This window comes from Maribacter algae (assembly GCF_047345745.1).
Taxonomy (GTDB): domain Bacteria; phylum Bacteroidota; class Bacteroidia; order Flavobacteriales; family Flavobacteriaceae; genus Maribacter.
Window position 1 is genome coordinate 1 of sequence record NZ_JBLFES010000005.1, and the last position, 24,367, is coordinate 24,367.

At 40.1% G+C, this 24,367-nt stretch carries 9 protein-coding genes; 1 reads left to right on the plus strand and 8 read right to left on the minus strand.

What is annotated here, in order from left to right:
* The 6 genes from ACKWBX_RS16485 to ACKWBX_RS16510 all read right to left on the minus strand — a co-directional run.
* A partial coding sequence (locus ACKWBX_RS16485; RefSeq protein ID WP_413969829.1) for a hypothetical protein occupies positions 1 to 877 on the minus strand: 877 nt, incomplete at its 3' end.
* Positions 878 to 1,212: 335 nt separating this feature from the next.
* Positions 1,213 to 4,950, minus strand: coding sequence for a hypothetical protein (locus tag ACKWBX_RS16490; RefSeq protein ID WP_413969830.1), 3,738 nt, complete (start codon positions 4,948 to 4,950; stop codon positions 1,213 to 1,215).
* Positions 4,951 to 5,195: 245 nt separating this feature from the next.
* Positions 5,196 to 10,475: a beta strand repeat-containing protein gene (locus ACKWBX_RS16495; RefSeq protein WP_413969831.1), complete on the minus strand. Its 5,280-nt coding sequence runs from the start codon at positions 10,473 to 10,475 to the stop codon at positions 5,196 to 5,198.
* A 239-nt stretch (positions 10,476 to 10,714) separates the two neighbouring features.
* Entirely contained in the window at positions 10,715 to 12,655 is a 1,941-nt protein-coding gene (locus ACKWBX_RS16500; RefSeq protein ID WP_413969832.1) for an OmpA family protein, read from the minus strand.
* Positions 12,656 to 12,666: 11 nt separating this feature from the next.
* Positions 12,667 to 13,623, minus strand: coding sequence for a PorP/SprF family type IX secretion system membrane protein (locus ACKWBX_RS16505; RefSeq protein WP_413969833.1), 957 nt, complete (start codon positions 13,621 to 13,623; stop codon positions 12,667 to 12,669).
* A gap of 12 nt (positions 13,624 to 13,635) precedes the next feature.
* On the minus strand, positions 13,636 to 17,676 hold the full coding sequence (locus tag ACKWBX_RS16510; protein WP_413969834.1) for an Ig-like domain-containing protein: 4,041 nt from the start codon (positions 17,674 to 17,676) through the stop codon (positions 13,636 to 13,638).
* Between the two features lie 360 nt (positions 17,677 to 18,036).
* On the opposite strand from ACKWBX_RS16510, the gene ACKWBX_RS16515 reads away from it, so the two are divergent.
* On the plus strand, positions 18,037 to 19,626 hold the full coding sequence (locus tag ACKWBX_RS16515) for a peptide chain release factor 3 (protein WP_413969835.1): 1,590 nt from the start codon (positions 18,037 to 18,039) through the stop codon (positions 19,624 to 19,626).
* Positions 19,627 to 19,659: 33 nt separating this feature from the next.
* Here ACKWBX_RS16515 and ACKWBX_RS16520 read toward each other — a convergent pair whose 3' ends face one another.
* Together ACKWBX_RS16520 and rpoC are read right to left on the minus strand one after the other, a co-directional pair.
* Positions 19,660 to 19,974 carry a DUF3467 domain-containing protein gene (locus ACKWBX_RS16520; protein ID WP_413969836.1) on the minus strand — a complete coding sequence of 105 codons (315 nt, stop codon included), beginning with the start codon at positions 19,972 to 19,974 and terminating at the stop codon, positions 19,660 to 19,662.
* A 55-nt stretch (positions 19,975 to 20,029) separates the two neighbouring features.
* Positions 20,030 to 24,328 (minus strand): DNA-directed RNA polymerase subunit beta', encoded by a 4,299-nt coding sequence (gene rpoC, locus ACKWBX_RS16525; RefSeq protein WP_413969837.1) that lies wholly within the window; start codon positions 24,326 to 24,328, stop codon positions 20,030 to 20,032.
* Between the last annotated feature and the right edge of the window lie 39 nt (positions 24,329 to 24,367).

Consider the following 24,367-nt stretch of genomic DNA (forward strand, 5'->3'; position numbering starts at 1 on the left):
CCGTATATTCCGTGTTGTTCCCTACCACGCTCGTGGTTACGTCCGTTCCCGATCCTTCCACTACAGTGGTCGTCAGTTCGTTGTCCGTGATATCGTCGGCCAGCTCGTCTATTGCGGCCTGTGTCGTTACGGCCGCCAATGACGATGTACTGTTATCATAGGGAACCTCACTCGCGTCCTGGTCGTCAGTGTCTATTGTATTCAAAGGAACACTGACCGTATTTCCATTCGTTATTCCCAATTCTAAATTAGCACCGTTAACCTGAAAGTTTTGAAGGTTTTGACTATCCGTATTAACTAGAGCGGCAATATCGGCTAAAGGAATGGTAAATGTATTTGAATCACTATCCGTTAAAATAAGATTTGTATCCGTAGCATCAATCTCAAAATTTGTAATCGTAGTATTCGTATTTACCTGTGCCGCAATATCAGCCAAAGGAACAGAAATCGTGTTCGTATCGCTATCCGTAATTACTAAATTAGGCCCGGCTACTTCAATACGGTCATTGGTTGTATTAGTATCCACCAAAGTATCCTGTAAATCAGTTAAGTTTACACTTACAGTACCGCCATTCTGTAAATCAAGGCTTAAGACATTGGTAGCTGCATCAAACGTAAAGTTTTGCAACTGTTGGTTATCCGTATTCGCGCCAGAAGTCAGTTCCCATGAATCACCGTCCCAAAAATAGATGGTTCCGGTAGTGGTATTCACATACAGGTCTCCCAAGTCCGCTCCTGTTGGAGTTACACTCCCCGGTGCCGAAACATCCGTTCCTTGTAAGACTTCACAATTACATTGATCCTCTAAAGTAACTGTGGTCTGTGCAAACGTAAAACTTGATATTAAAAGAAATACAAAAAGGATTCTCTTATCCATAACTAAAACTTTACTTAAACTCGATATCAATCGCATTCCGATTTTATTATTTCCAGCGTTCGTAATCATCTTTTTCATCTACTCCAAACTGTTGAAAAAACACTACGGCATACTATTATTTTACAAAATTAACTTTAGTACGTCCCTCGAAAAATAAATGTTGTGTAACAGTACTTTAACATTGTCTATCTCTTGAATCATGAGGTTTCAGCTTTGATTTTTTTTAAAGAAAACGATGTTCCGTTTATCGATAAAATCAATAATTTCAATAGTTAAGGAATATTTTAATGGAAGAAAAATGAAAAATTTTTGGAAGAAATAATGGGTGGAAAAGATTAATTTTTCTTTACGCGATATGTGATTCTACGATTTGTAATTACCGTATTTGAACGAATTGTCAATACCACAGGAAGTGAAGTTTCCGTAGTACATATATAAGCAGTATTTGATATGATTACCCTAAATTGATTTCCGTCATTAGCGACTGTTGGTGCAGTTATCGTTAATGTATTTGTCGAAGTGCCCCCAAAAATGCCCCCGTCCAATAAATCTTCCCATATGGAACCGTTGAACTGTTGCCATTGAAACGTATTGGTATTACTAGCAGCTACAATAAAAGTAGCGTTACAACCTGGACATGTCTGTTGGTCCATTGGTTGTGTTGAAATAGAGGGTGCTATTCCTGCTTCGCGATAATCAAAAATTAGATTGCTATCTCCGTCTAGAGGCGTAGTATAGCCATCGGTATTACCCGTTACAACTCCTGTTGTGATATCATATCCAGTACCAGCTAATTCACCTGTAATCGTTCCACTTTGAGTAAAACCAGCCTCCAATACATCATTACAACCATCGCCATCACTATCCACTACCAGATAATCGTTATCTCCGGCACTATCAGAGTTTTGAAGTGTATAATTTACTGTTCCACTATTTTCTTGGCCTGAAGCCTGAACACTATCCGGTACACCATCAGTGCCAACGTTTCCATTTAATCTACCGAGAGTCTGTGCTTGATTATGACCCGCTTCAATTACATCGTAGATACCATCATTATCGCTATCCAAATCCAAATCATCAGTAACCCCATCTCTATCCGTATCCGTTCCTGCGGTCCATATAATAGCATTTACCAGCAAATCCTCTCCGGCCGTATTGTAGCCATCCGTATGTGGAACAAGAACTCTTTTCCCGGGAGCTACACCTACTTCCATTGCATCTCCTTCTTCCCAAAAGACTATGGATGCTTCACTATTATTTGGATCCCTACCTAATACTGTACCCGTTGTCAATCCATTCCCATGATATTGCGCATTTCCAATATTTAAGGTAGTTAAGGATAATCCAGCAGTTATTGGATGTGTATTATCAATGATATTTATAGATGTAAGACCACCACTACCTCCAACGCTTGCCCCTAATAAATCATCATGCAAAGCTGGTTCACTCGTTATAACTCCATTAGTCGTAGTGGTAAGATTACTAACATTGGATAAAGCTGTTCCGCTTAAGGCTTCTTCGTGAACATAGATCGCTGCAAAATTGTTGGCATTACCTCCTGTACCATCATCAACTACGGTAACGGTATAGCCTAGAGCAATCAATTTATCAATTGTATTTTGTTCCTCCGTATCTATACCTCCACCTGTCTCGGTAACCCATAGTACAGTCTTGGGCGATTCAATAGCGTCCAGTATACCATCGTTATCATCATCTAAGTCCGACACATCGTCAATTCCATCTCCATCGCTATCTTGTATTACAGTTAGCGTAGCTTCCGAAGATATCACGGTAGCGCATGAACCAGTGGAATTAGAAACCAGTATTCTATATAGATAACCGTCTTTGCCTAGATCTGAGGCTAAAACAGTAAGTACTTCCGTAGTTGTACCTGAATACTCTGCGCCATTTGAAATATTAGTAAAGCTAGCTCCAGAGTTTGTGCTTACCTGCCATTGAAAAGTATCAGCATTATTAGTGCTAGATGAAAAAGTTGTATTATTACCTATTCCCACAACTTGGTCAGTTGGTTGGGAATCAATTAAAATTTGGCTTACTGTTATCGTCTGGGCAACATCTATAAAATTACCAGCTTCATCCGTAACTCGATATGTGCGGGTGATTATTTCCGGATTACTTCCTCCATCACTAGAATCACCCACAAATGTAACCGTTGGATTGGTAGTGCAGTTATCTGTTTCATCCGTTACAACCGTTATATCTAAAGAAGGCACGTCGCTAGAGCAAAAAACAGTAACAGAATTTGGATTGCTTGCGGTTGGAGCAACATTGTCAATCGTTAGTGTAGTCACACCTGTAATATTTAAAACTGGATCTCCAGTTGTTCCTCCGTATTCAACGATATATCCTTTAGGTTGATAAGCACCGCTTGCGGCTCCCGTATTGGAAAGATCGTTCCAAGAGCCAGGACCACCCGATCCCCTGACCACTGACGGATCTGTAATGTGCGCATAATCTTCATTTCCCGACTGGTTTGGTTCGTTCCCGTTCCAGTATGCAAAATTTATAGGTGCAACGGTAGTCCCGGCAGCAGCTCCACTCCAAAAAGGAGTTCCCGCTTCCGGTCCAGTCACCCATCTCCAATCTCCTTCTACTGCCTCATCGGAAGCTCCAATCCATCCTGCGCCTGCAGCTTGAGTTCCTGAAAAATCAGCTTCTGCTTGTGTAGTCAACGTTGCCAAATACCCTTGTAAACCATAATAAGTTCTCAACGCAGCTGCATCTCTTGCAGCTGTCCAGGTTATACCAACATCTGACACAAACTCATAATAGTGATCTGTGGGTGGCAAGTAATTTGCAGTACCCGGAGTAATTGAAAATTGTTTTGTTCCAGATGGAGATGCCGAAGAGCTTGAAAATTCAACATCAAGTATTGCTGCTTCAAATTCAGCAAATGTTGCTGGACCCGAAAGGGTCAATTCCCCTTCGGTAACATCCCAAGTAGCTACTATACTTGGGTGTGAACCTGTTAAATTCAACACATCTTCTCCATTTACGTAACCTGAAGAAATTTGAATATAAATAGCATCCGTTGTTGTATCATCAGGGTCAGTAATACTGATAGTTTCCGCAATAGGCTGAGAAGTTCCCGGGCAATATAGTTGGTCTCCTGTCACCGTTAATACTGGCGCCTGATCCACTGTCGGCACTATAGATTCCGTTAAATCATCCGGAGTAAGGTTACTATCCGATTGGTCTGCATTTATAGCCGTTATTGTATTTGTAACGGTTGAGCCATTTGTGCCAAAATCTACATTTGCGGTTATGTTCAAGGTAGCAGAAAGCCCATCGTTCAAAGTTCCTATTGTCCATAATCCGGTTCCAGAATTATATGCACCATCATCACTCACATAAGTTACTCCGGAAGGCAATATATCAGTTACGCTAACATTTGTCGCGTTCACGGGTCCGTTATTTATTACTGATAAGGTATATATAATATTAGACCCTTCTGCCGGGATATTGTCATCTACCGTTTTGGTAACTTCTAAATCTGGACCAGCATAAGCAGTAATCTGTACATCATCAATAAATACAGTATCGTTACTGTCAAGCCAGTCCCCATTAGTATTAATAAATCTGATAGTTGTATTTGCCGATATGAACGAAGTAATATTGGTGCTAAAAGTATTTGAAGTATTACTTCCAGTGCCATTAATAGTAAATATTGTGGAGAAACTAGAACCATCAGTAGAGATTTGTACATCCAGATCATCTCCAATCTCTAAACTTGAAGTCCTCCAATCAAAAGATAAAGTTGCATATACATAGGAGCTTAAACTCACTGTACGCTCTAAATATTCTAAATTTTGATATACTTCCCTGAATCTAAGTTCTCCCCCACTAGTTATTCTTATATAACCGTTTGTCGCTGAGTTATTGTCATTAACCTCAGTCCAAGGATTTGTAGACCAATTTGCAGAGCCATTAGAATTATTATAGGCTCTAATACCGAAATTATCCAAATAGGTATCCTGCCCTAAAACCAATTCAGGGAAAACCAATAAGAAACCTATAATACAACCCAAGAATAATTTCACCCCAGTTTTCATTATGAATTTAAAAATATAGTTTTGTTATAATTGGAGAAAAACAATGTTGTATATGCCACTTTATACAATGTGAAGAGTATATTTAAAGAAAGAAATCAGGAAACTACAGGACATAAAGCATTACTTATACGAAAAGATTGATTGATAACCTTACCTATTTTCAAATTTGGTCTTTTGGGCAGAATAAGTCTCAATTGCCCAATTAGCAAAAAGTACTACTGCCTGTAATATTCTGTGTAACTAGTTTAATCTTTTTTGACCCTGTAGGTGATTCTTCGGTTAGTGATTACCGTATATGCCTTAATAAGACTTACCGGAGAAAACTCCGAAGTAGAATTAGCAATTGTGGCTGTAGCTGTAATACTTGAACCTAACGTACTTCCCATACCCATAGGAATTGAAAATCTAAACCTATTTGTATTACCTGTATTACCGTCCAAATCATTATAAAATGAAACACCAGAATCAGTATCATCTATACTGCCTTCCACAAAAGTTCCAAGATATATCTGTCCTTCACCATAATCTGTAGAAAGGCCCAGCGTATTGTCACCGGCCGCAGCGGTTCCTTGGTTTATATCGGTTAGAAAGAACTCTATTATGGCTCCGGACTCCGCCCATCCCGATACTATCATATTTGTTCCTGATTGATTGATTCCTGAAAATACAGGAAAGTTAATCAGTGTATTTGGACCAGTATCCGTATCTCCCGTATCATTTAATGTAACACCATCCGGAATAACTCCAGTAGCCACTATATCTATACCCAAAGCTGCACTTGCCGTTCCATTTCCGTAAATAGAGTTTTGAGAAATTAGATTGCCTGTATCCGTAGCACTGCCCACAAGAACAAGTCCGGTTCCTCCATTATCAAAAATGATATTATTATTTATGTCTGAGTTACTTCCACTTAAACGTACTCCAAAATTCTCTACGTTACCAGAACAATCACCTCCATCCTGACCGGAGCCTGTAATAGAATTTTCAGTTATCGCGATGTCTCCCAAACCTGTATTATCTATGCCTACACTTGCGGTATTCTCAATTAAATTCTGCCTAATAATCACTCCACTAGAACCATTTCTAATATCTATTCCACGGTCGCACGGGCTATCTCCTATTGCAAAAATGTGATTGTTCTCGATGGTTTTTGAACCGGCACCACCATTTATGAAAATACCCGAAGTAGTTGTACTTGAAATATAATTACCGTTTATAAATAGGTTCCCGGACGTAGTTCCAACAATTTCAATACCATGATCAATATCACCAGCATTGACTCCAGCAGCATTGACTCCCAATAAGGAATTTCTTATCGTTATATTGTCGCCATCGTCTATACGTATACCTGCATTATTGTTAGCATATACTGCGAGATTCCTAACTACAGTATTATCTCCTTCAATTTTGAAAACATCACCTGCATTAATATGCACTTGTATCTCTGGAAGTTCATAATTAGGTAGAACCGAACCGGATACGCCTACTGTAGTGCCTCCTGAACCAACAGTACCAGTATTCGTATCACCGGAATAAGCTGTTTGCGTTCTACCGTCTATGACAGTATTTGCTGCCGTAATGCTACTGAGCGGGTTTACATCTGAAATAAAAATATCAAAATACCCACTGGTAAAATTAGTATCCGCTATTCTTCCTTGTGAATCACTCGTTGGCGGAATCATAAAGATAGAAGTATCTTCTCCCGCTGCCGGGTCAAAAATACCATTGGATCCTATGTCTAATCCCGTTTCATCCAAATTATTGGCATTAATAATAAATTGTTCCAAAGAACCTTGGCCATTCTCATTGGTATTTACAATGGTATTAAAATTAAAACCAAAGTCTACATTGCCCGTACCACCCGCAGATATAATTACACTACTGGTAGTCTGGGCTCCGGCGAGGGTCCCTGCACCTGCATCTTCGGCAGATGGAAATGCTCCACCAACTTCATCCAATATATTTGTAAAAGTAGTACCGTCATAATCGGATCGAAATGTTTGTATCGCAAAACATGTTGGACAAGTATCTCCTCCACCTCTGGTAGAATTTACCGTTGCGTTTACAACACGGACCGTGTAATTTCCATCTGACATACCTCCAAAGGTATATTCACCATTTTCGTCTGTAGTTTCGGTATCAAGTAAAGTGCCAACAGAATTATAGAGCTCTAATGTGGTGTTTTCAATTCCAATACCGGTCGAAGCTGTCTGTGTTCTTCCCAGACCACCAGGGTAATTTATATCTTCAAAAACTATCCCAGATATTACATTTGATGGAACTCTGAGTACAACTGCACTCGAAAGAATTAAATCCTGTCTAGCATTGACATTTGCCGTTATCTGAGTATCCGAGGTATTGATAAAGGACGAAATGTCATAAGTATCTAGATCCAAACCATATGTAGTTGTGATATTTGTTCCGGAAAACTCGTCATAAAGGGTTGAATTATAGGGATTATTACCTGTTTGAGCACCATCTCCCGTTAGAATAGTGGTAACCCCGCCTTGTGTAGTAATGGACAATTCTTCTCTTTCTCCTGCATTTCCAGTATTACCATCTAACGTATCATCGCCTTCATAGGATAAAAAGGTGGCCTTACTTCCTGTAGGACTTATAGCGAAAAAATTATCCAAAGTGAAAGAGGTTCCTGCATTTTGGGTTACGTCAAAACCGTAATAAAGATTTATGGTCGACGAGGGTAATGCCAAGTCTTCATAGAAAATCATTAAGGACCATGCTCCAAGAACTGTTTGGCCAGTACAATAACTACCGGTATTATCAATCGTTAAACCGGAAAAATCATAGGTTTCGCTCCATGGGTCGGTTATTCCGTCTATCAAATCCGTTACATCTGCTATATATCCATAGTATTGCAAACCGGAAAATGTAGCTCCATACACCAAATCTGCACTCACTGGCGTACCTTCTAAAGTAACATCTTGATCAACATCAAAACTTGAGTGAGACCAATATAAATAGGCTCTTTCTACTTTTTTACCTGCAGGCGCTATTGTTGATGTCAATACTCCTGAGGAACTTGTAGTAATTGCGCAAGCAGCGCTAGTATCCCCGGGGTCATTTGCCAATGTCCTTAAACTACCCCCTGTCACCGCATAATCGTATTTACCACTCAAATCATCATACAAGGAAAGTGGAACATCGTTCAAAATTACTTCGTTATCATTGATAGTTCCTATAGCTGTATCCGAAATATCAACTGTTGGATCATCTGGTGAAGTAAGAAAACGAATCGTAAAATTTTCCTGAGATTCTGTCCGGGTATCATCAATGATATTTATCGTTATTGTCTCTGTATCCCCAACGGTACCATTAAAACTTAATGTTCCATTACTAATTGCCGTATAATCCAACCCTGCGGTTGCTGTACCATCTACCGTTTCGTAAGTTATATTAAACGGGCCGGCCGTATCAATACCAGTATGTGTAACGGTAAACGTTGCCGTACCATCTCCTTCATTTACCGATACGTCTGCAATAGATAACTCTGGCGTTTTGTCCACACAGGTAATGTTTGCCTCCACACCTGCTGCATTAATGATATTATCGGCAAAAAAACGTATAGTCAAACAACCAGAAGCATCGGAAGATTTGATATTTGGAGGAAGTGAACTACCTGTAAATTGACCTAGAAGCGTTCCCGAAGCATCTCCACTATTGCCATCATAAACCATTAAAAAATCGAAGTTGTTCTCTAAAGCAAAGCTTGAAAAACTAAGTTCAACATCTTTACCCGGAGCATCTGGACATATGACTATAAAATTATTTTGATTGTTGCTATAATTACCATTAATTCCACCATCATCCAATAAAGTGTCCCCGCAGGTATTTACAGTCCCTCCATCGGTAACCAATATCGCGTCATTGTCCCTAATAGTACCATTTGCCGTATCCGAAGTATCGAAAGAAGCGTCTGAGGGATTTGATAATGCGACAGAATAGTCTTCGATTAGACTTTCTACGTCCGTATCATCAATTATAGTAATCGTAATATTTTCAGTGTCCCCCGAAGTACCGCTAAAACTAAGTGAACCACTATTCGGGGAAAAATCCGTTCCAAAAGTTGCTGTACCATTATTTACCGTGAAATCTACCGTGAAAGGACCAGATGCATTGGGGCCAGAATGTGTTACCGTAAAAACAGCTGTCCCATCTCCTTCATTAACAGCTATATCTTCTACCGTTAGAACTCTAGGATCATCATCATCGGTAATGGTTCCTATAGCAGTATCCGTAATATCTACTGAGTTATCTGTTGTACCGGTAAATCCGATAGTATAAGTTTCATTTGGTTCATCATCTAAATCGTCTATAATAGAAATAGTAATCGTTTCAGTATCGCCAGAAGTCCCGGTAAAATTTAAAGTTCCTACAGCAGCAGAATAATCATCACCAGCAACCGCGGTACTATTATTTGTTGTATAGTTCACATTAAAAGGACCAGAGGTTGAACCTCCTGTATGAGTTACAGTGAATACTGCATTACCATCTCCTTCATTTACAGTCACGTCATCTATTGTCAAAACAGGAGTTGTAGGGACAGCAGCAGTACAAACTTCTATTGAAAAATTATTGAGCGTACCGTCATCTTGATTAAAAGTATCGACAATCGTTAATGTCCAAGTTCCGCTTGCTTCTTCACCATTAAAAGAACTCAATGAACCTTCGGGTCGGAAACTACCTGTAAACGGTGCACTTCCAGCTGTGATGGCAGTTCCTGCATCGTCGTCAAAAACTGTATTGGTATAATTATTAAATTGACCACCGTTTCCACTTGACAAATCTATAGTAGTCCCATCTGGACTAGTTAAGGAGATATTCAAATCTTCATCGTAGGTATGCGCAATATTGAGAGTTACATTCACATCTGTAATCGTACCCGTGGCAAATCCGGTTAAAGTTTCACTTACTGGAGCTCCATTCGTAATGAAAGTACCTGGTGAAGAAGTTCTTGTTTCGCAACCAGTTGTTCCCTGTACTAAAACATTGTCTATGCGATAATATTCACCGCTAAAGGTATTGTACATGGTAATCCTAAACTCCAAAGTATTTCCGGATAGTCCCGTAACGCTATAAGAAGGGTCTATAGGTTCAGAGGGAGAAGTATCTCCAGAAGTATTTTCTATTTCCACATAGGTTCCTCCATCGATCCTATATTGAATTCTAAAGACATCTATGCCAGAGTCTAGCCCTCCACCCGAAGTTACATCCAGACTGAATTGAACATTTGTATAACCTGAAATATCAATAGGACTAGTCGTCCAAGTAGAAGTAGTGCTTGTATCACTCCCATTAAGGACTTTATTACCGCTTACCGTAAGAACATCTATGTTTGCGTTATTGGTAGACCAATTAGCAGGATTTGCTCCTGTACCTGTTCCACTAGTAATTCCGTCTGCATAACTCTCAAAATCTTCTTCCCAAATTGTAACTTGAGCTAATGAAGAACCAGTAACAATTAGGAAAATAAAGAACAATAATATTCTACTACATTTTGGTTCCATAATTTATTGTCATTATCCGAGCAAATTTTTGGACTGTATAAAGGTATGGGTACATTGAACAGGCAAAAAAACAATGTTGTGTATAGCACTTTATACAATGTGAAGAGCACTTTTAAAGAGGTAGAAAAGTTTGAAACACACAATAAATATGGAGATTGATCGATGAAAAGTCTATAATTAAAAACTAAAAAAGCACTATTAAATAGTGCTTTTTTGGGTATTCAAAATTATAAAATATGTTACTCTAGAATAATAAACTCAGAGCGTCTGTTCAAATCATGTTTAGCTGCAGAACATTTTATACCGTCCGCACATTCATTAATGAGTTTGGTCTCCCCATATCCTTCACTGACAAGCCTGTCTTTGGAAATACCTTTGGAAACCATGTAATTAACCGTGGCCGCAGCTCTTTTTTGGGAAAGCCAAAGATTATAGGCCGCCGGTCCCCTACTATCGGTATGGGAATTTACTTTTAGTCTAAGACTGGGGTATTTTTCCATAGCGGCAATGACCTTTTCAACTTCTATTTCAGAATCTTTTCTGATATCGTATTTATCAAAATCAAAATAAATAGTACTGAGTTGTAGCAGTTTGGCCAAATCATCTCCAAAACCTGCCGTAATCCTGTCTCTCTCCAAATAAAAGTCAATGATTTTTGGCTTACCGTCCGATACGCCTATATACTCCTCAAAAGGAACATAGCCTTCCATTAGTGCCCTTACAAAATTTCCTTTATTACAGTCCAAAATCAGATTATAAGTCCCTTTTGAATCCGTAATGGTTGAAGCAAGCTCCTCATTTTCTTCATTGATTACTTTAATTGTAGCACCGACCAGTACTTCGTTTGAAATTTTATCCCTCACGGTTCCCGTCACTTTTTGCATGCAGTCAAACACCAACGGTTTGGTCTCCTTAAATTTATAAATATCATCAAAACCAAGACCCCCTTCTCTATTGGATGCCAAATAGCCTTCTCTATTTTCTTCATCAAAAATAAAAGTGAAATCATCATTATTACTATTCGCAGGCTCTCCGATATTTATGACGGTACCCGTAAAATCTTTCCTGTTTATTTTAGTTGCGAAAATATCCAACCCGCCTAAACCAGGATGACCATCGGATGAAAAGTATAGTTTTTCATCGCTCGTGACAAAAGGAAACGTTTCCCTAGCTTCAGTATTGATATTGGACCCTAAATTTTTTGGAGTGCCAAAAGTGCGGTCATCATTTATTTCAACCATGAAGATATCAGAATTACCGAACGTGCCTGGCATATCCGATGCAAAATAAAGTGTCTTTTCATCTGGGCTTAATGTTGGATGAGCGACCGAGTAGGCATTGCTGTTGAAAGGTAATTCTTCTACGTTGCTCCAGACACCATTGATCATCTCAGCCCTGAAAATTTTAAGACGAATAATCCCTTTTTCATCCTTAACATATTTTCCCTCAATAATATTATTTCTAGTGAAATAAAGTGTTTCACCATCTTTAGTGGTAACTGATGTAGATTCGTGTAATCTTGTATTTATATTTTCTCCTAATTTGAGAACTTTATTAGAAGAAATACTATCAGTATCTACTTTGTATAAATCTAAAAAATCCTTGGAATTCCAAGTATGTCTATACCTTGCAAAATTACCTGTATCCCTATCCGACGAAAAAATTAGACCTTCTTTGTAATAAGTCGGAGCGAATTCCGAGTAGGGTGTGTTGTACTTGAAAGGAGTGATGACATATCTACCCGAGTTCTCTTTTATCTCCTTCATAAAATCACGATCATCTTTATAGGATGATGCTCTACGATCATTAAAAGTTAACGCCGTGAACTCTTTCATTACTTCTTTGGATTCCTTATAATCCCCTAAAGATTTTAACGTTTGAGCATACTTAAAATAATCCTCGGCGATAACGGAGTCCTTATATTCGGCAACCAACTTTTTAAATGTTTCAGCTGCCTCTTTATAGTCTGCATTAAAATAATAGGAATTCCCTAATTTTTTTAATATTTCTGCGGATACATAACCTTTTTCTATAACCCTTTTATAAATATCAATAGCAGGGCGAAATGAATACTCTTCATACTTTTCATTTCCCTTATTCACCAATCTTTCCTGACCGAGCGATACACCAGTATTGCATAGTACAAAAAGAACAATAAAGAACTGTAGTTTTTTCATCATAGGTGTTCGTTTTAAAAGAAGCGGGGAGATACTAATTTTTGAAATGATTTTACCAATTCAAATCTCAGAAAAACTTCAAATGAGCCGTCATTGAATGCCCTACCACCCAAATCAGTAGTTTCCCTATCATATGCAAGACCCAACATGAACTGGTCTGATATCTGGAATCCGGCCAACGCACTGACAGCGGCATCCCAACGATAGGCAGCTCCAAATGTAAACCGCTCGTTGAACATAAAGTTTGCCGATAAATCCAATTGTAGAGGGGCACCACCAACTATCTTGGTCAATAGTGCCGGCTTAAATTTCAAATTACCGTTCAAATCAAAAACATATCCTGTAATCATATAAAAGTTTATACGCTCCTTAGATAAAAACTGCACTGTGTTAGCATCCCTTTGTGAATTATCAAAATGTTCTGTCTCCACTAAATTTGGAGCGGAAAGACCTGCATAGAATCTTTTAGTGTGATAATAGACTCCTAATCCAAAATTAGGTGAGAATCTATTCTCGATATTATCCTGATTCACAGGTTCAACATCAAAATTTCGTAGTTGATTAAAATCCAAATTCAATAAATTACCTCCTGCTTTTAGTCCAAAAGATAGTTTGCCTTCCAAGGAAACATCTATTGTATAGGATAAAACAGCATCAAAATAGGTCTCTTGTACCACTCCATTTCCTATTTCATCATTCACGATAGACACACCATACCCCAATTTGCTATTTCGTATAGGGGAATGCAGATTAAGTGTTTGCGAAGTAGGTGCGCCATCCAGACCAACCCATTGTGCTCTATAAAGTGCCGCAATACTAAGTTGACCACGAGAACCCGCATATGCCGGGTTTACGGTCATCGTATTAAACATATACTGTGTATACTGCGCGTCTTGCTGAGCAAAAAGACTGCTACTTAATGTAACGGAAAATAAAAAAAATAATACTGAAAAATTCTTGCTGAAATTCATATATCTAGGATATTACCTGCTGATGTAAATATACTCACTATCCACTATATTCTCACCTTCTAACGTGATGTAATCAAAAATGTAATAATAAATTCCCGGAGGCAAATAGTTGTCCACGCTCAAGGTTGACCTACCTCTTGATCTACCATCAAATACGTTGTTCTGATTGTTATAATTTTCGCCTTCATAAACTGCAACACCCCATCTATTAAAGATTTTAAGTGTACTACTTCTGATGGATTCCACTCCTCTGATGAATAGAAAATCGTTTTTTCCATCTGCATTGGGTGTTACCATTTGATTTACTTCAATTTTCGAGAATTCAGGTGCTTCAACATCAATGGAGACTGTTGCCGTATCACAATTATTCATCGAATCACAGACTGTATATTCAAAGGTATCCGTTCCACTAAAATCCGAATTAGGAGTGTAGACAACTATATCATCAGTAATATCATTTGGTGTGCCTCCATCATTAACGACAATGGTTCCGTTAGATGGATCGGTGAACGTCAAGGTTCCATCACTGGGAATATTGATATCGTTATCCAATATATCAATTGATATTTCCGTATCTGAAGGTGTAGAGACCGAATCATCCACAGCATCCAACATCGGAGGTGTACCTACCGTAATCGTTACCGTGGCCGTATCGCAATTGTCCATCGTATCACAGACCGTATACTCCAAGGTATCCGTACCCTCGAAGCCGGCGTTCGGTGTATAGGTGACTGTATCATCACTAATATCGTCAGGTGTACCTCCATCGTTTACGACAATGGTTCCGTTAGATGGATCGGTGAACGTCAAGGTACCGTCACTGGGTATATTAATGTCGTTCTCTAGGATTTCAATTTCTACTGCTGTATCTACTGGCGTTGATACCACGTCATCCACAGCATCCAACATCGGTGGTGTACCTACCGTAATGGTTATCGTTGCCGTGTCGCAGTTGTCCATCGTATCGCAGACCGTATACTCCAAGGTGTCCGTTCCCTCAAATCCGGGATTCGGCGTATAGGTAATCGTATCGTCGCTGATATCGTCAGGTGTTCCTCCATCGTTTACGACGATTGTCCCGTTGGAGGGATCGGTGAACGTCAAGGTACCGTCACTTGGGATATTAATGTCGTTCTCTAGGATTTCAACTTCTACTGCTGTATCTACTGGCGTTGAAACCACGTCATCCACAGCATCCAACATTGGTGGTGTACCAACGGTAATGGTTATCGTTGCCGTGTCGCAGTTGTCCATCGTATCACAGACCGTATACTCCAAGGTGTCCGTTCCCTCAAATCCGGGATTCGGCGTATAGGTAATCGTATCGTCGCTGATATCGTCAGGTGTACCTCCATCGTTTGCAATGATTGTTCCGTTAGATGGATCGGTAAACGTCAAGGTTCCGTCACTGGGTATATTAATGTCGTTCTCTAGGATTTCAACTTCTACTGCTGTATCCACAGGAGTTGATACCACATCATCTATAGCATCTAACATTGGGCCGTTGTCCGGGTCCAGGTAATCGGGAGTGCCGTCGCCGTCCGTATCGTCATTGGTAGGGTCCCCGTCGCCGTCGGCGTCCTCGTCCGGCGTGTCGATCCCGTCCCCGTCATCGTCCAGGTCGCGGTAGTTCACGTCCTCCGTGCCGTCCGTGTCCGGAAGGTCGTTCGCAGGGTCGTCGATCTCGTCGTTCACGTCGTAGCCGTCGTCCGTATCCGAACCCTCGTACCCATCGTCAAGGCCGTCACCGTCCTCGTCATTGCCCGTATAGGTCTGGTCGGGCACACCGTCGAAGTTGAAGTCGTTCCCCTCGTTGTTGTCCGGTACCGTATCGTTGTCGCTGTCACCGTCAAGGTAGTCGCGCTCGTCCGCGCCGTCAGTGTTCACGGGGTCCAGACCGCCGATATAGGCGCTGTTCACACCGTCGTTGGCCGTGTACGTGGCTTCGTCGTCGTCGTTAGGGGCTATGTAGCCCGAGGTCGTCTGCGCCTCCACGTTGTCGGGGATGCCGTCGTCGTCGCTGTCGATGTCCAAATGGTTCGGGACACCGTCACCGTCGCTGTCGAGCGCATCCGTCAGGGGGTCGTCGTCGCCATCAAGGTTAGGGTCCTCGACCGTGTCCAGGATACCGTCGTTGTCATCGTCAAGGTCCGCTACGTCAGGAACGCCGTCACCGTCCGTATCCGGGCCGTTGTCCGGGTCCAGGTAATCAGGAGTGCCGTCGCCGTCCGTATCGTCATTGGTAGGGTCCCCGTCGCCGTCGGCGTCCTCGTCGGGAGTGTCAATGCCGTCGCCGTCATCGTCCAGGTCGCGGTAGTTCACGTCCTCCGTGCCGTCCGTGTCCGGAAGGTCGTTCACAGGGTCGTCGATCTCGTCGTTCACGTCGTAGCCGTCGTCCGTATCCGAGCCCTCGTAGCCGTCGTCAAGGCCGTCACCGTCCTCGTCGTTGCCCGTATAGGTCTGGTCGGGCACACCGTCGAAGTTGAAGTCGTTCCCCTCGTTGTTGTCCGGTACCGTATCGTTGTCGCTGTCACCATCGAGGTAGTCGCGCTCGTCCGCGCCGTCAGTGTTCACGGGGTCCAGACCGCCGATGTAGGCGCTGTTCACACCGTCGTTGGCAGCGTACGTGGCCGCGTCGTCTTCGTTAGGGGCTATGTAGCCCGAGGTCGTCTGTGCCTCAACATTGTCAGGGATGCCGTCATCGTCGCTGTCGATGTCCAAATGGTTCGGGACACCGTCATCGTCGCTGTCTGGGCAAATTGTTGGCGAAATTCTAAGTCCTATGATATTGTCCAGTCTGGTATCCGAAGTAAAGAATTCAATATCGCTGACCGTGGACACAGACTCCCATACATAACTATTGGAATTAGAGATTGTTGCTGATGTGGTGTTTTCAATAAAAAACTTATTGTCAATACTATTGGATATGATTCCATTGTTGAGTTCAGTTAAAAAACGATAAGACGTTCCATCCAAAGCAATAATCCCATCCTTATTCATTGCAGAGATACGTACTGAATGCCGTGGATTCACCATTACCGGTATTGATCCAGAAAATTCAAATTGAGTTGAGCGATCTTTACCTATCACAAATGATCCTGAACGTGTATTTGCTCCGGTAACGCTTACCAAAACACTCCCTTCAGGAAGTCCGAACTTGGAGCTTAAATCCGTGTTTACAGAAGACAATCCCGATGCATTACTGGAGAAACCGAAATCCGATGGTCTAATGTCTTCAAATGGAACGGACTCACATTCCACGGAATCCAATATCCCATCGTTATCATCATCTAAATCAACATTATCAGGCACTTGATCGCCATCCGTATCAATATTATCGTCAAAATCATCGTTAGGCTGCACTTGGCAGTCCAATAGAAAATTAAAATCAATTTCCCATTTTCTCTCATCTCCCTCCGGACCCATCCAACCCCATCCCGAAAGACCGTTGGCCGAACTATCCGAATGAAACAATGCTCCACCTTGACCTACTTGAAAACCATAATTTTCTGTAGAAGGATCATCATGGTCCGGTCTGTTAGAAACCCTGAATTTACCTTCCGGACCACATTCAGAACCAGAAAAAGTAATATAGCTGTTGTTTTCATCAATTAAATAATAATACTGATTTTCAGCAATTGCTCCAGTGCACCCTTCACTTTTAAAGCTACCCCCATTAGCATTCCAAGTAGCCCAATCTTGTTTATCTTTTAGAACTACATGAACCTCCGCAACGCAGTTACCCGACATTGTACTTCCAGAAATAAGGGCCGTACCGTCATCATATTTTTCAAAAGAAAGAGCAGCTGTATCCGTAGCCGAAAAAAAACCGGTTTGCGACCAGTGAAAATTTGAGGCTTCGTGATAATCGCATCTATCTGCATTTAAGACTTCACATTTTTCAGTAGTCTTTTTATCGATTGTACTACCGTTAATGGTAACAATAGACTCAGCAAAATTATTGAAAGTATTGAAACTTGTGAATAAACTCAATAGGAAGACAATAAATGCACATTCCCTTAACCTGATAAACAGAGTAGTAATTTTTTCCATAAATGAATAGTTTTAACTAATCACCATGGCAAATAGGAAAATATGTTTGTAAGATGTGGGGTTTCTTATAAAATACGATGCAAGATAATTTTAATATTGCAATACTCAAATTGTTTCTAGCGCATAAAATCAATATTTACTTTGAATAGAATGTTTAATCGATGAACTACAATATCTTACTAAATTTCTACTTTTTGATTTACGCATTTTTTCGATAAAAGGATTACGGAAGTATAAATAAATGTTAAAAATAATTTCTTGTACCTATAATTTTCATCTACAATTTTTTGAAATTTTTATGCCTTCCGTTTCATTTAAATACAAACTATCATTTACCTATTTTTGCAAAAATTTGTTGGAATGACATTTAAGGAACAGATAGATAAAAGAAGAACTTTTGGAATAATTTCCCACCCTGATGCCGGTAAAACTACGTTAACGGAAAAATTATTATTGTTTGGAGGAGCCATTCAAGAAGCAGGTGCTGTCAAGAACAATAAAATAAAAAAAACAGCTACCAGTGACTTCATGGAGATTGAACGCCAAAGAGGTATTTCTGTAGCCACCTCTGTTCTTGCCTTTATTTACAAGGATAAAAAAATAAATATTCTTGATACTCCAGGACATAAGGACTTTGCAGAAGATACTTTTAGAACATTAACCGCCGTTGACAGTGTCATTGTGGTAATTGATGTTGCTAAAGGTGTTGAAGAACAAACTGTGAAGTTGGTTGAAGTTTGTAGGATGCGTAACATTCCAATGCTAGTTTTTATTAATAAATTAGACCGCGAAGGTCAGGATGCGTTTGATTTATTGGATGAATTGGAACAGAAACTGAATCTTTCCGTTACCCCTCTAAGCTTTCCCATAGGGATGGGTTATGATTTTAAAGGAATTTATAATATTTACGAGAAGAACATTAACCTTTTTAGCGGGGACAGCAAAAAAAATATTGAAGAAACCATCGCCTTTGATACTATTGAAAATTCTGAATTAGAGAAAATAATCGGAGAAAATGCCGCACAAGATTTAAGGGATAACCTTGATCTAGTTTGGGGCGTTTATCCAGAATTTGACAAAGAAGCTTATCTCGAAGGGAAGCAACAACCTGTTTTTTTCGGTTCGGCACTAAATAATTTTGGTGTGAGAGAACTCTTGGACTGCTTTATCGAAATTGCGCCACCGCCTAAATCAAAAATGGCCGAAGAGCGTTTGGTAAAGGCAAATGAGAAGGAAATGACCGGATTCGTTTTTAAAATCCATGCAAATATGGATCCCAAGCATAGAGACAGATTGGCCTTTGTGAAAATCGTATCTGGAACTTTTGAAAGAAATAAACCTTATCTCCATGTACGGCAAGACAAAAAATTGAAATTTTCCAGTCCGAACGCTTTTTTTGCCGAGAAAAAAGAAATTGTAGATATTTCTTATCCAGGGGATATCGTTGGGCTTCATGATACAGGAAATTTTAAGATTGGAGATACGCTAACGCAAGGCGAATCACTCCATTATAAAGGAATCCCAAGTTTTTCCCCAGAACATTTCAGGTATATTAACAATGCCGACCCAATGAAAGCCAAACAGCTTTATAAGGGCATTGATCAGCTGATGGACGAAGGAGTAGCGCAATTGTTTACACTTGAACTTAACGGTAGAAAAATTATAGGGACGGTAGGTGCATTACAATTTGAAGTAATTCAATACCGCTTAGAACATGAATACGGTGCCAAATGTAACTATGAAAATTTTCCTGTCTACAAAGCTTGTTGGATTGAAGCAGAAGATGTCAAAAACGAAGAGTATAAAGAATTTCTTAGGATAAAATCGAAATTCTTGGCAAAAGACAAATCCGGAAAACTGGTTTTCTTGGCAGACTCGCAGTTTTCACTTCAAATGACACAACAAAAATATCCATCGGTAAAGCTTCATTTTACCTCGGAGTTCGATTAATAAAAAAGCCAGCTGAAAAAGCTGGCTTTTTTATTATGCCTCTCCCGTTGGTCCAAAATTGAGAGGAATCGCGGGCTGCTCATAATCCTTAATGGTCCCGTGAGCTTTTTCAAATCTATTGACATTATCATTTAAAGCTTTTAAAAATTTCTTTGCATGCTGTGGTGTCAATACAATTCTACTTTTAACCTTTGCTTTGGGAGCTCCGGGCATCATACTAATAAAATCTACAACAAATTCCGAGACCGAATGATTTATAATGGCTAAATTGGAATAAATCCCCTCTGCTGTTTTTTCGTCCAACTCTATGTTTATCTGCTTTTGATTTTGCTTGTTATTTTCACTCATTGTACTTAAAAATTTAATATCAAAAAATAAACCCCCAATAAAGGGGGCTTGTTTTTTAAAATCTTAAGGCCTCTTTTCTGGCCATTATCTCATCATACTCCTCTTTAGATCCAACAATAATATTGTCATAGTCTCTCATACCGGTACCTGCCGGTATCTTATGTCCTACGATTACATTTTCCTTCAGACCTTCCAACGTATCTACTTTACCGCTCACCGCAGCTTCGTTCAATACTTTGGTCGTTTCTTGGAAGGATGCCGCAGATATAAATGATTTTGTCTGAAGCGATGCCCTTGTAATACCTTGCAGTATTGGGGTTGCAGTCGCTGCGACAGCATCTCTAGCATCAACAAGGTTTTTATCTGCACGTCTCAATAAAGAATTTTCATCCCTTAACTCTCGTGGAGTAACAATTTGACCTGCTTTAAGGTTTTCTGAATCGCCTGGTTCCATGACCACTTTCTTACCGAAAATTTCATCATTTTCTTGAATAAAGTCATCCTTGTGGATTAATTGGTTTTCCAAGAAAATAGTATCTCCCGGATCTACAATTCTCACCTTACGCATCATCTGTCTTACAACAACCTCAAAATGCTTATCATTAATTTTCACCCCTTGCAAACGATATACTTCCTGTACCTCATTTACCAAGTATTGTTGTACGGCTGAAGGTCCTTTGATTGCCAAAATATCTTCCGGAGTAATGGAACCATCGGACAATGGCATTCCCGCTCTTACGTAATCATTCTCCTGAACCAAGATCTGATTGGATAGTTTTACCAAGTATTTCTTGATTTCCCCTAATTTTGATTCAATAATGATTTCACGATTACCCCTTTTGATTTTTCCAAAAGAAACGACCCCATCAATCTCTGAAACAACAGCAGGATTAGACGGATTACGTGCTTCGAACAACTCCGTTACTCTTGGCAGACCACCTGTAATATCACCTGCTTTTGCAGATTTACGTGGAATTTTCACCAAGATTTTACCTTCCTTGATTTTATCACCATCATCAACCATAATATGCGATCCAACAGGCAAGTTATAAGAACGTAATGTTTCTCCCTTGGCATCTTGAATCAATAATGTTGGTATCAACTTCTTGTTTCTAGATTCAGAGATAACTTTTTCTTGGAAACCTGTTTGCTCATCGATTTCTACTTGATACGTAACACCTTGTTCAATATTCTCGTAGGCAATCTTACCTGGGAACTCGGAAACGATAACACCGTTGTATGGATCCCATGAACAAACTACATCCCCTTTGGAAACCTTGGCACCATCTTTTATGAACAATTGCGAACCGTAAGGAATGTTATTGGTACTTAACGTAATTCCCGTTTTTGGGTCCACAACCTTTATCTCAGAAGTCCTAGAAATTACGATATCTGTCGGTTTCCCATCGGCATCCTCACTTTTGACCGTTCTCATATCCTCAATTTCCGCAACACCGGCAAACTTAACTTCAAGTTTGTTTTCTTCGGAAATGTTACCCGCAATACCACCCACGTGGAAGGTACGCAGCGTCAACTGTGTTCCTGGCTCACCAATAGATTGCGCAGCAACGACACCTACTGCTTCTCCTCGTTGTACCATTTTATTGGTAGATAAATTTCTACCATAACATTTGGCACAGATTCCCTTTTGGGCCTCACAGGTCAATGCGGAACGTACTTCTATTTTCTCTATTGGAGAATTCTCAACTTTCTTTACATCGGACTCCATTATTTCCTGACCTGCAGAAAGTAATAATTCCTCTGTTATTGGATCGTACACATCATGTAAAGAAACGCGGCCTAAGATTCGCTCTCCGAGCGTCTCCACTATTTCTTCATTCTTCTTCAGTGCCTCTACCTCTACTCCTCTTAGCGTCTCACAATCTTCAATATTAATGATAACATCCTGGGAAACGTCTACCAAACGTCTTGTCAAGTATCCTGCATCCGCAGTCTTCAAGGCTGTATCCGCAAGACCTTTACGTGCACCGTGTGTGGAGATAAAATATTCCAAAATGGACAACCCTTCCTTAAAATTGGAAAGAATAGGGTTTTCTATAATCTCACCGCCACCAGCAGTAGATTTTTTAGGCTTTGCCATTAATCCACGCATACCGGTCAATTGGCGAATTTGTTCCTTTGAACCCCTTGCACCGGAATCCAACATCATATACACAGAGTTAAATCCTTGCTGATCTTCTCGAATACGCTTCATGGCCAATTCCGTCAGCATCGCATTTGTGGATGTCCACACATCAATTACTTGATTGTAACGCTCGTTATTGGTAATAAGGCCCATATTATAATTTGCCATTATATTATCAACTTGACCATTGGCTTCGTTAATCATATCATGCTTTTCAGCAGGGATAATAATATCTCCTAAACTAAAGGAAAGACCACCTTTAAAGGCGAATTCGTATCCCATAGTCTTAATCTTATCTAAGAAATCGGCCGTTGAAGGCACATCGGTCACAGCCAAAATATCACCAATGATATCACGCAATGCCTTTTTATTCAATACTTGGTTGATATAACCTGCGGCTTCCGGTACTTCCATATTGAAAAGAACCCTACCCACGGTAGTTGGTATGATTTGATTTACCAACTCTCCTTCTTCATTAAAATCCTTGGCTCTTACCTTTATACCGGCGTTCAAATCCACCATTCCTTCATTAAAGGCTATTTCTACTTCCTCCGCAGAATAAAAGGTTAATCCTTCACCTTTGATAGGAACTTCTTTAGTAGACTTACGCTCTTTGGTCATATAATATAGTCCCAAGACCATATCCTGAGAAGGAACTGTAATCGGTGAACCGTTTGCAGGATTCAAAATGTTGTGAGATGCCAACATCAATAATTGAGCTTCCAAAATAGCTTCGGGCCCTAATGGTAAATGAACTGCCATCTGGTCACCATCAAAATCCGCATTAAATGCAGTACAAACCAATGGGTGTAAACGAATCGCTTTACCCTCAATAAGCTTTGGCTGGAATGCTTGAATACCCAATCTGTGCAATGTAGGGGCACGGTTCAACAATACTGGGTGCCCTTTCAATACATTTTCAAGAATATCCCAAACTACTGGCTCTTTTTTATCTATTATTTTCTTAGCTGATTTTACCGTCTTTACGATACCTCTTTCTATTAATTTACGAATAACAAAAGGCTTGTACAATTCTGCGGCCATATCCTTTGGAAGTCCACATTCGTACAGTTTCATTTCCGGTCCAACCACAATTACGGAACGTGCCGAGTAATCCACACGTTTACCCAATAAGTTTTGACGGAAACGACCTTGCTTTCCTTTTAAAGAATCCGAAAGTGATTTTAAAGGTCTATTTGATTCTGTCTTAACGGCAGAAGCTTTTCTCGTATTATCAAAAAGAGAATCCACAGCTTCCTGAAGCATACGTTTTTCATTACGTAAAATTACCTCTGGCGCTTTGATTTCAACCAATCGCTTTAAACGATTATTTCTAATAATAACCCTTCTGTACAAATCGTTCAAATCCGAAGTCGCAAAACGACCCCCATCCAATGGCACCAACGGACGTAATTCTGGTGGAATGACTGGGATTACTTTCATAATCATCCATTCAGGGAGATTTTCCCTGTTTTCCTGTGACTCTCGTAGTGCCTCAACAACTTGAAGACGTTTTAAAGCTTCGGTCTTTCTTTGTTTTGAAGTTTCGGTATTTGCTTTGTGGCGCAAACTGAACGACAGTTCTTTTAAATCGATTCGAGCCAACAAATCAATCAGACACTCAGCCCCCATTTTAGCAATAAACTTATTTGGGTCGGAATCCTCTAAATATTGATTTTCTTGGGGAATCGACTCCAAAATATTGAGGTACTCTTCCTCGGTCAAGAAATCCATTTTATTAATTTCCTCGCCTTCAGGTCCCTTGGCAATACCGGGTTGGATGACCACGTAACGTTCGTAGTAAATAATCATATCCAATTTCTTGGACGGCAATCCGAGTAAATATCCTATTTTATTAGGAAGGGAACGGAAATACCAAATATGCGCTACGGGCACTACCAAATTAATGTGTCCTACCCTATCTCTACGTACTTTTTTCTCCGTTACTTCAACACCACAACGGTCACAAACGATACCGCGGTAACGAATACGCTTATATTTTCCGCAGGCACATTCGTAATCTTTTACCGGACCGAAGATTCGCTCACAGAAAAGACCGTCACGTTCCGGTTTGTGCGTTCTATAGTTAATGGTTTCAGGTTTTAAAACCTCACCTCTCGACTCTGCCAAAATTGCTTCTGGAGAAGACAAACCGATAGAAATTTTATCAAACCTTTTTATTGGATTATTATCTTTAATTCTTGCCATAATAGCGTGCTGATAATGATTTTAATTTTATACTGAATA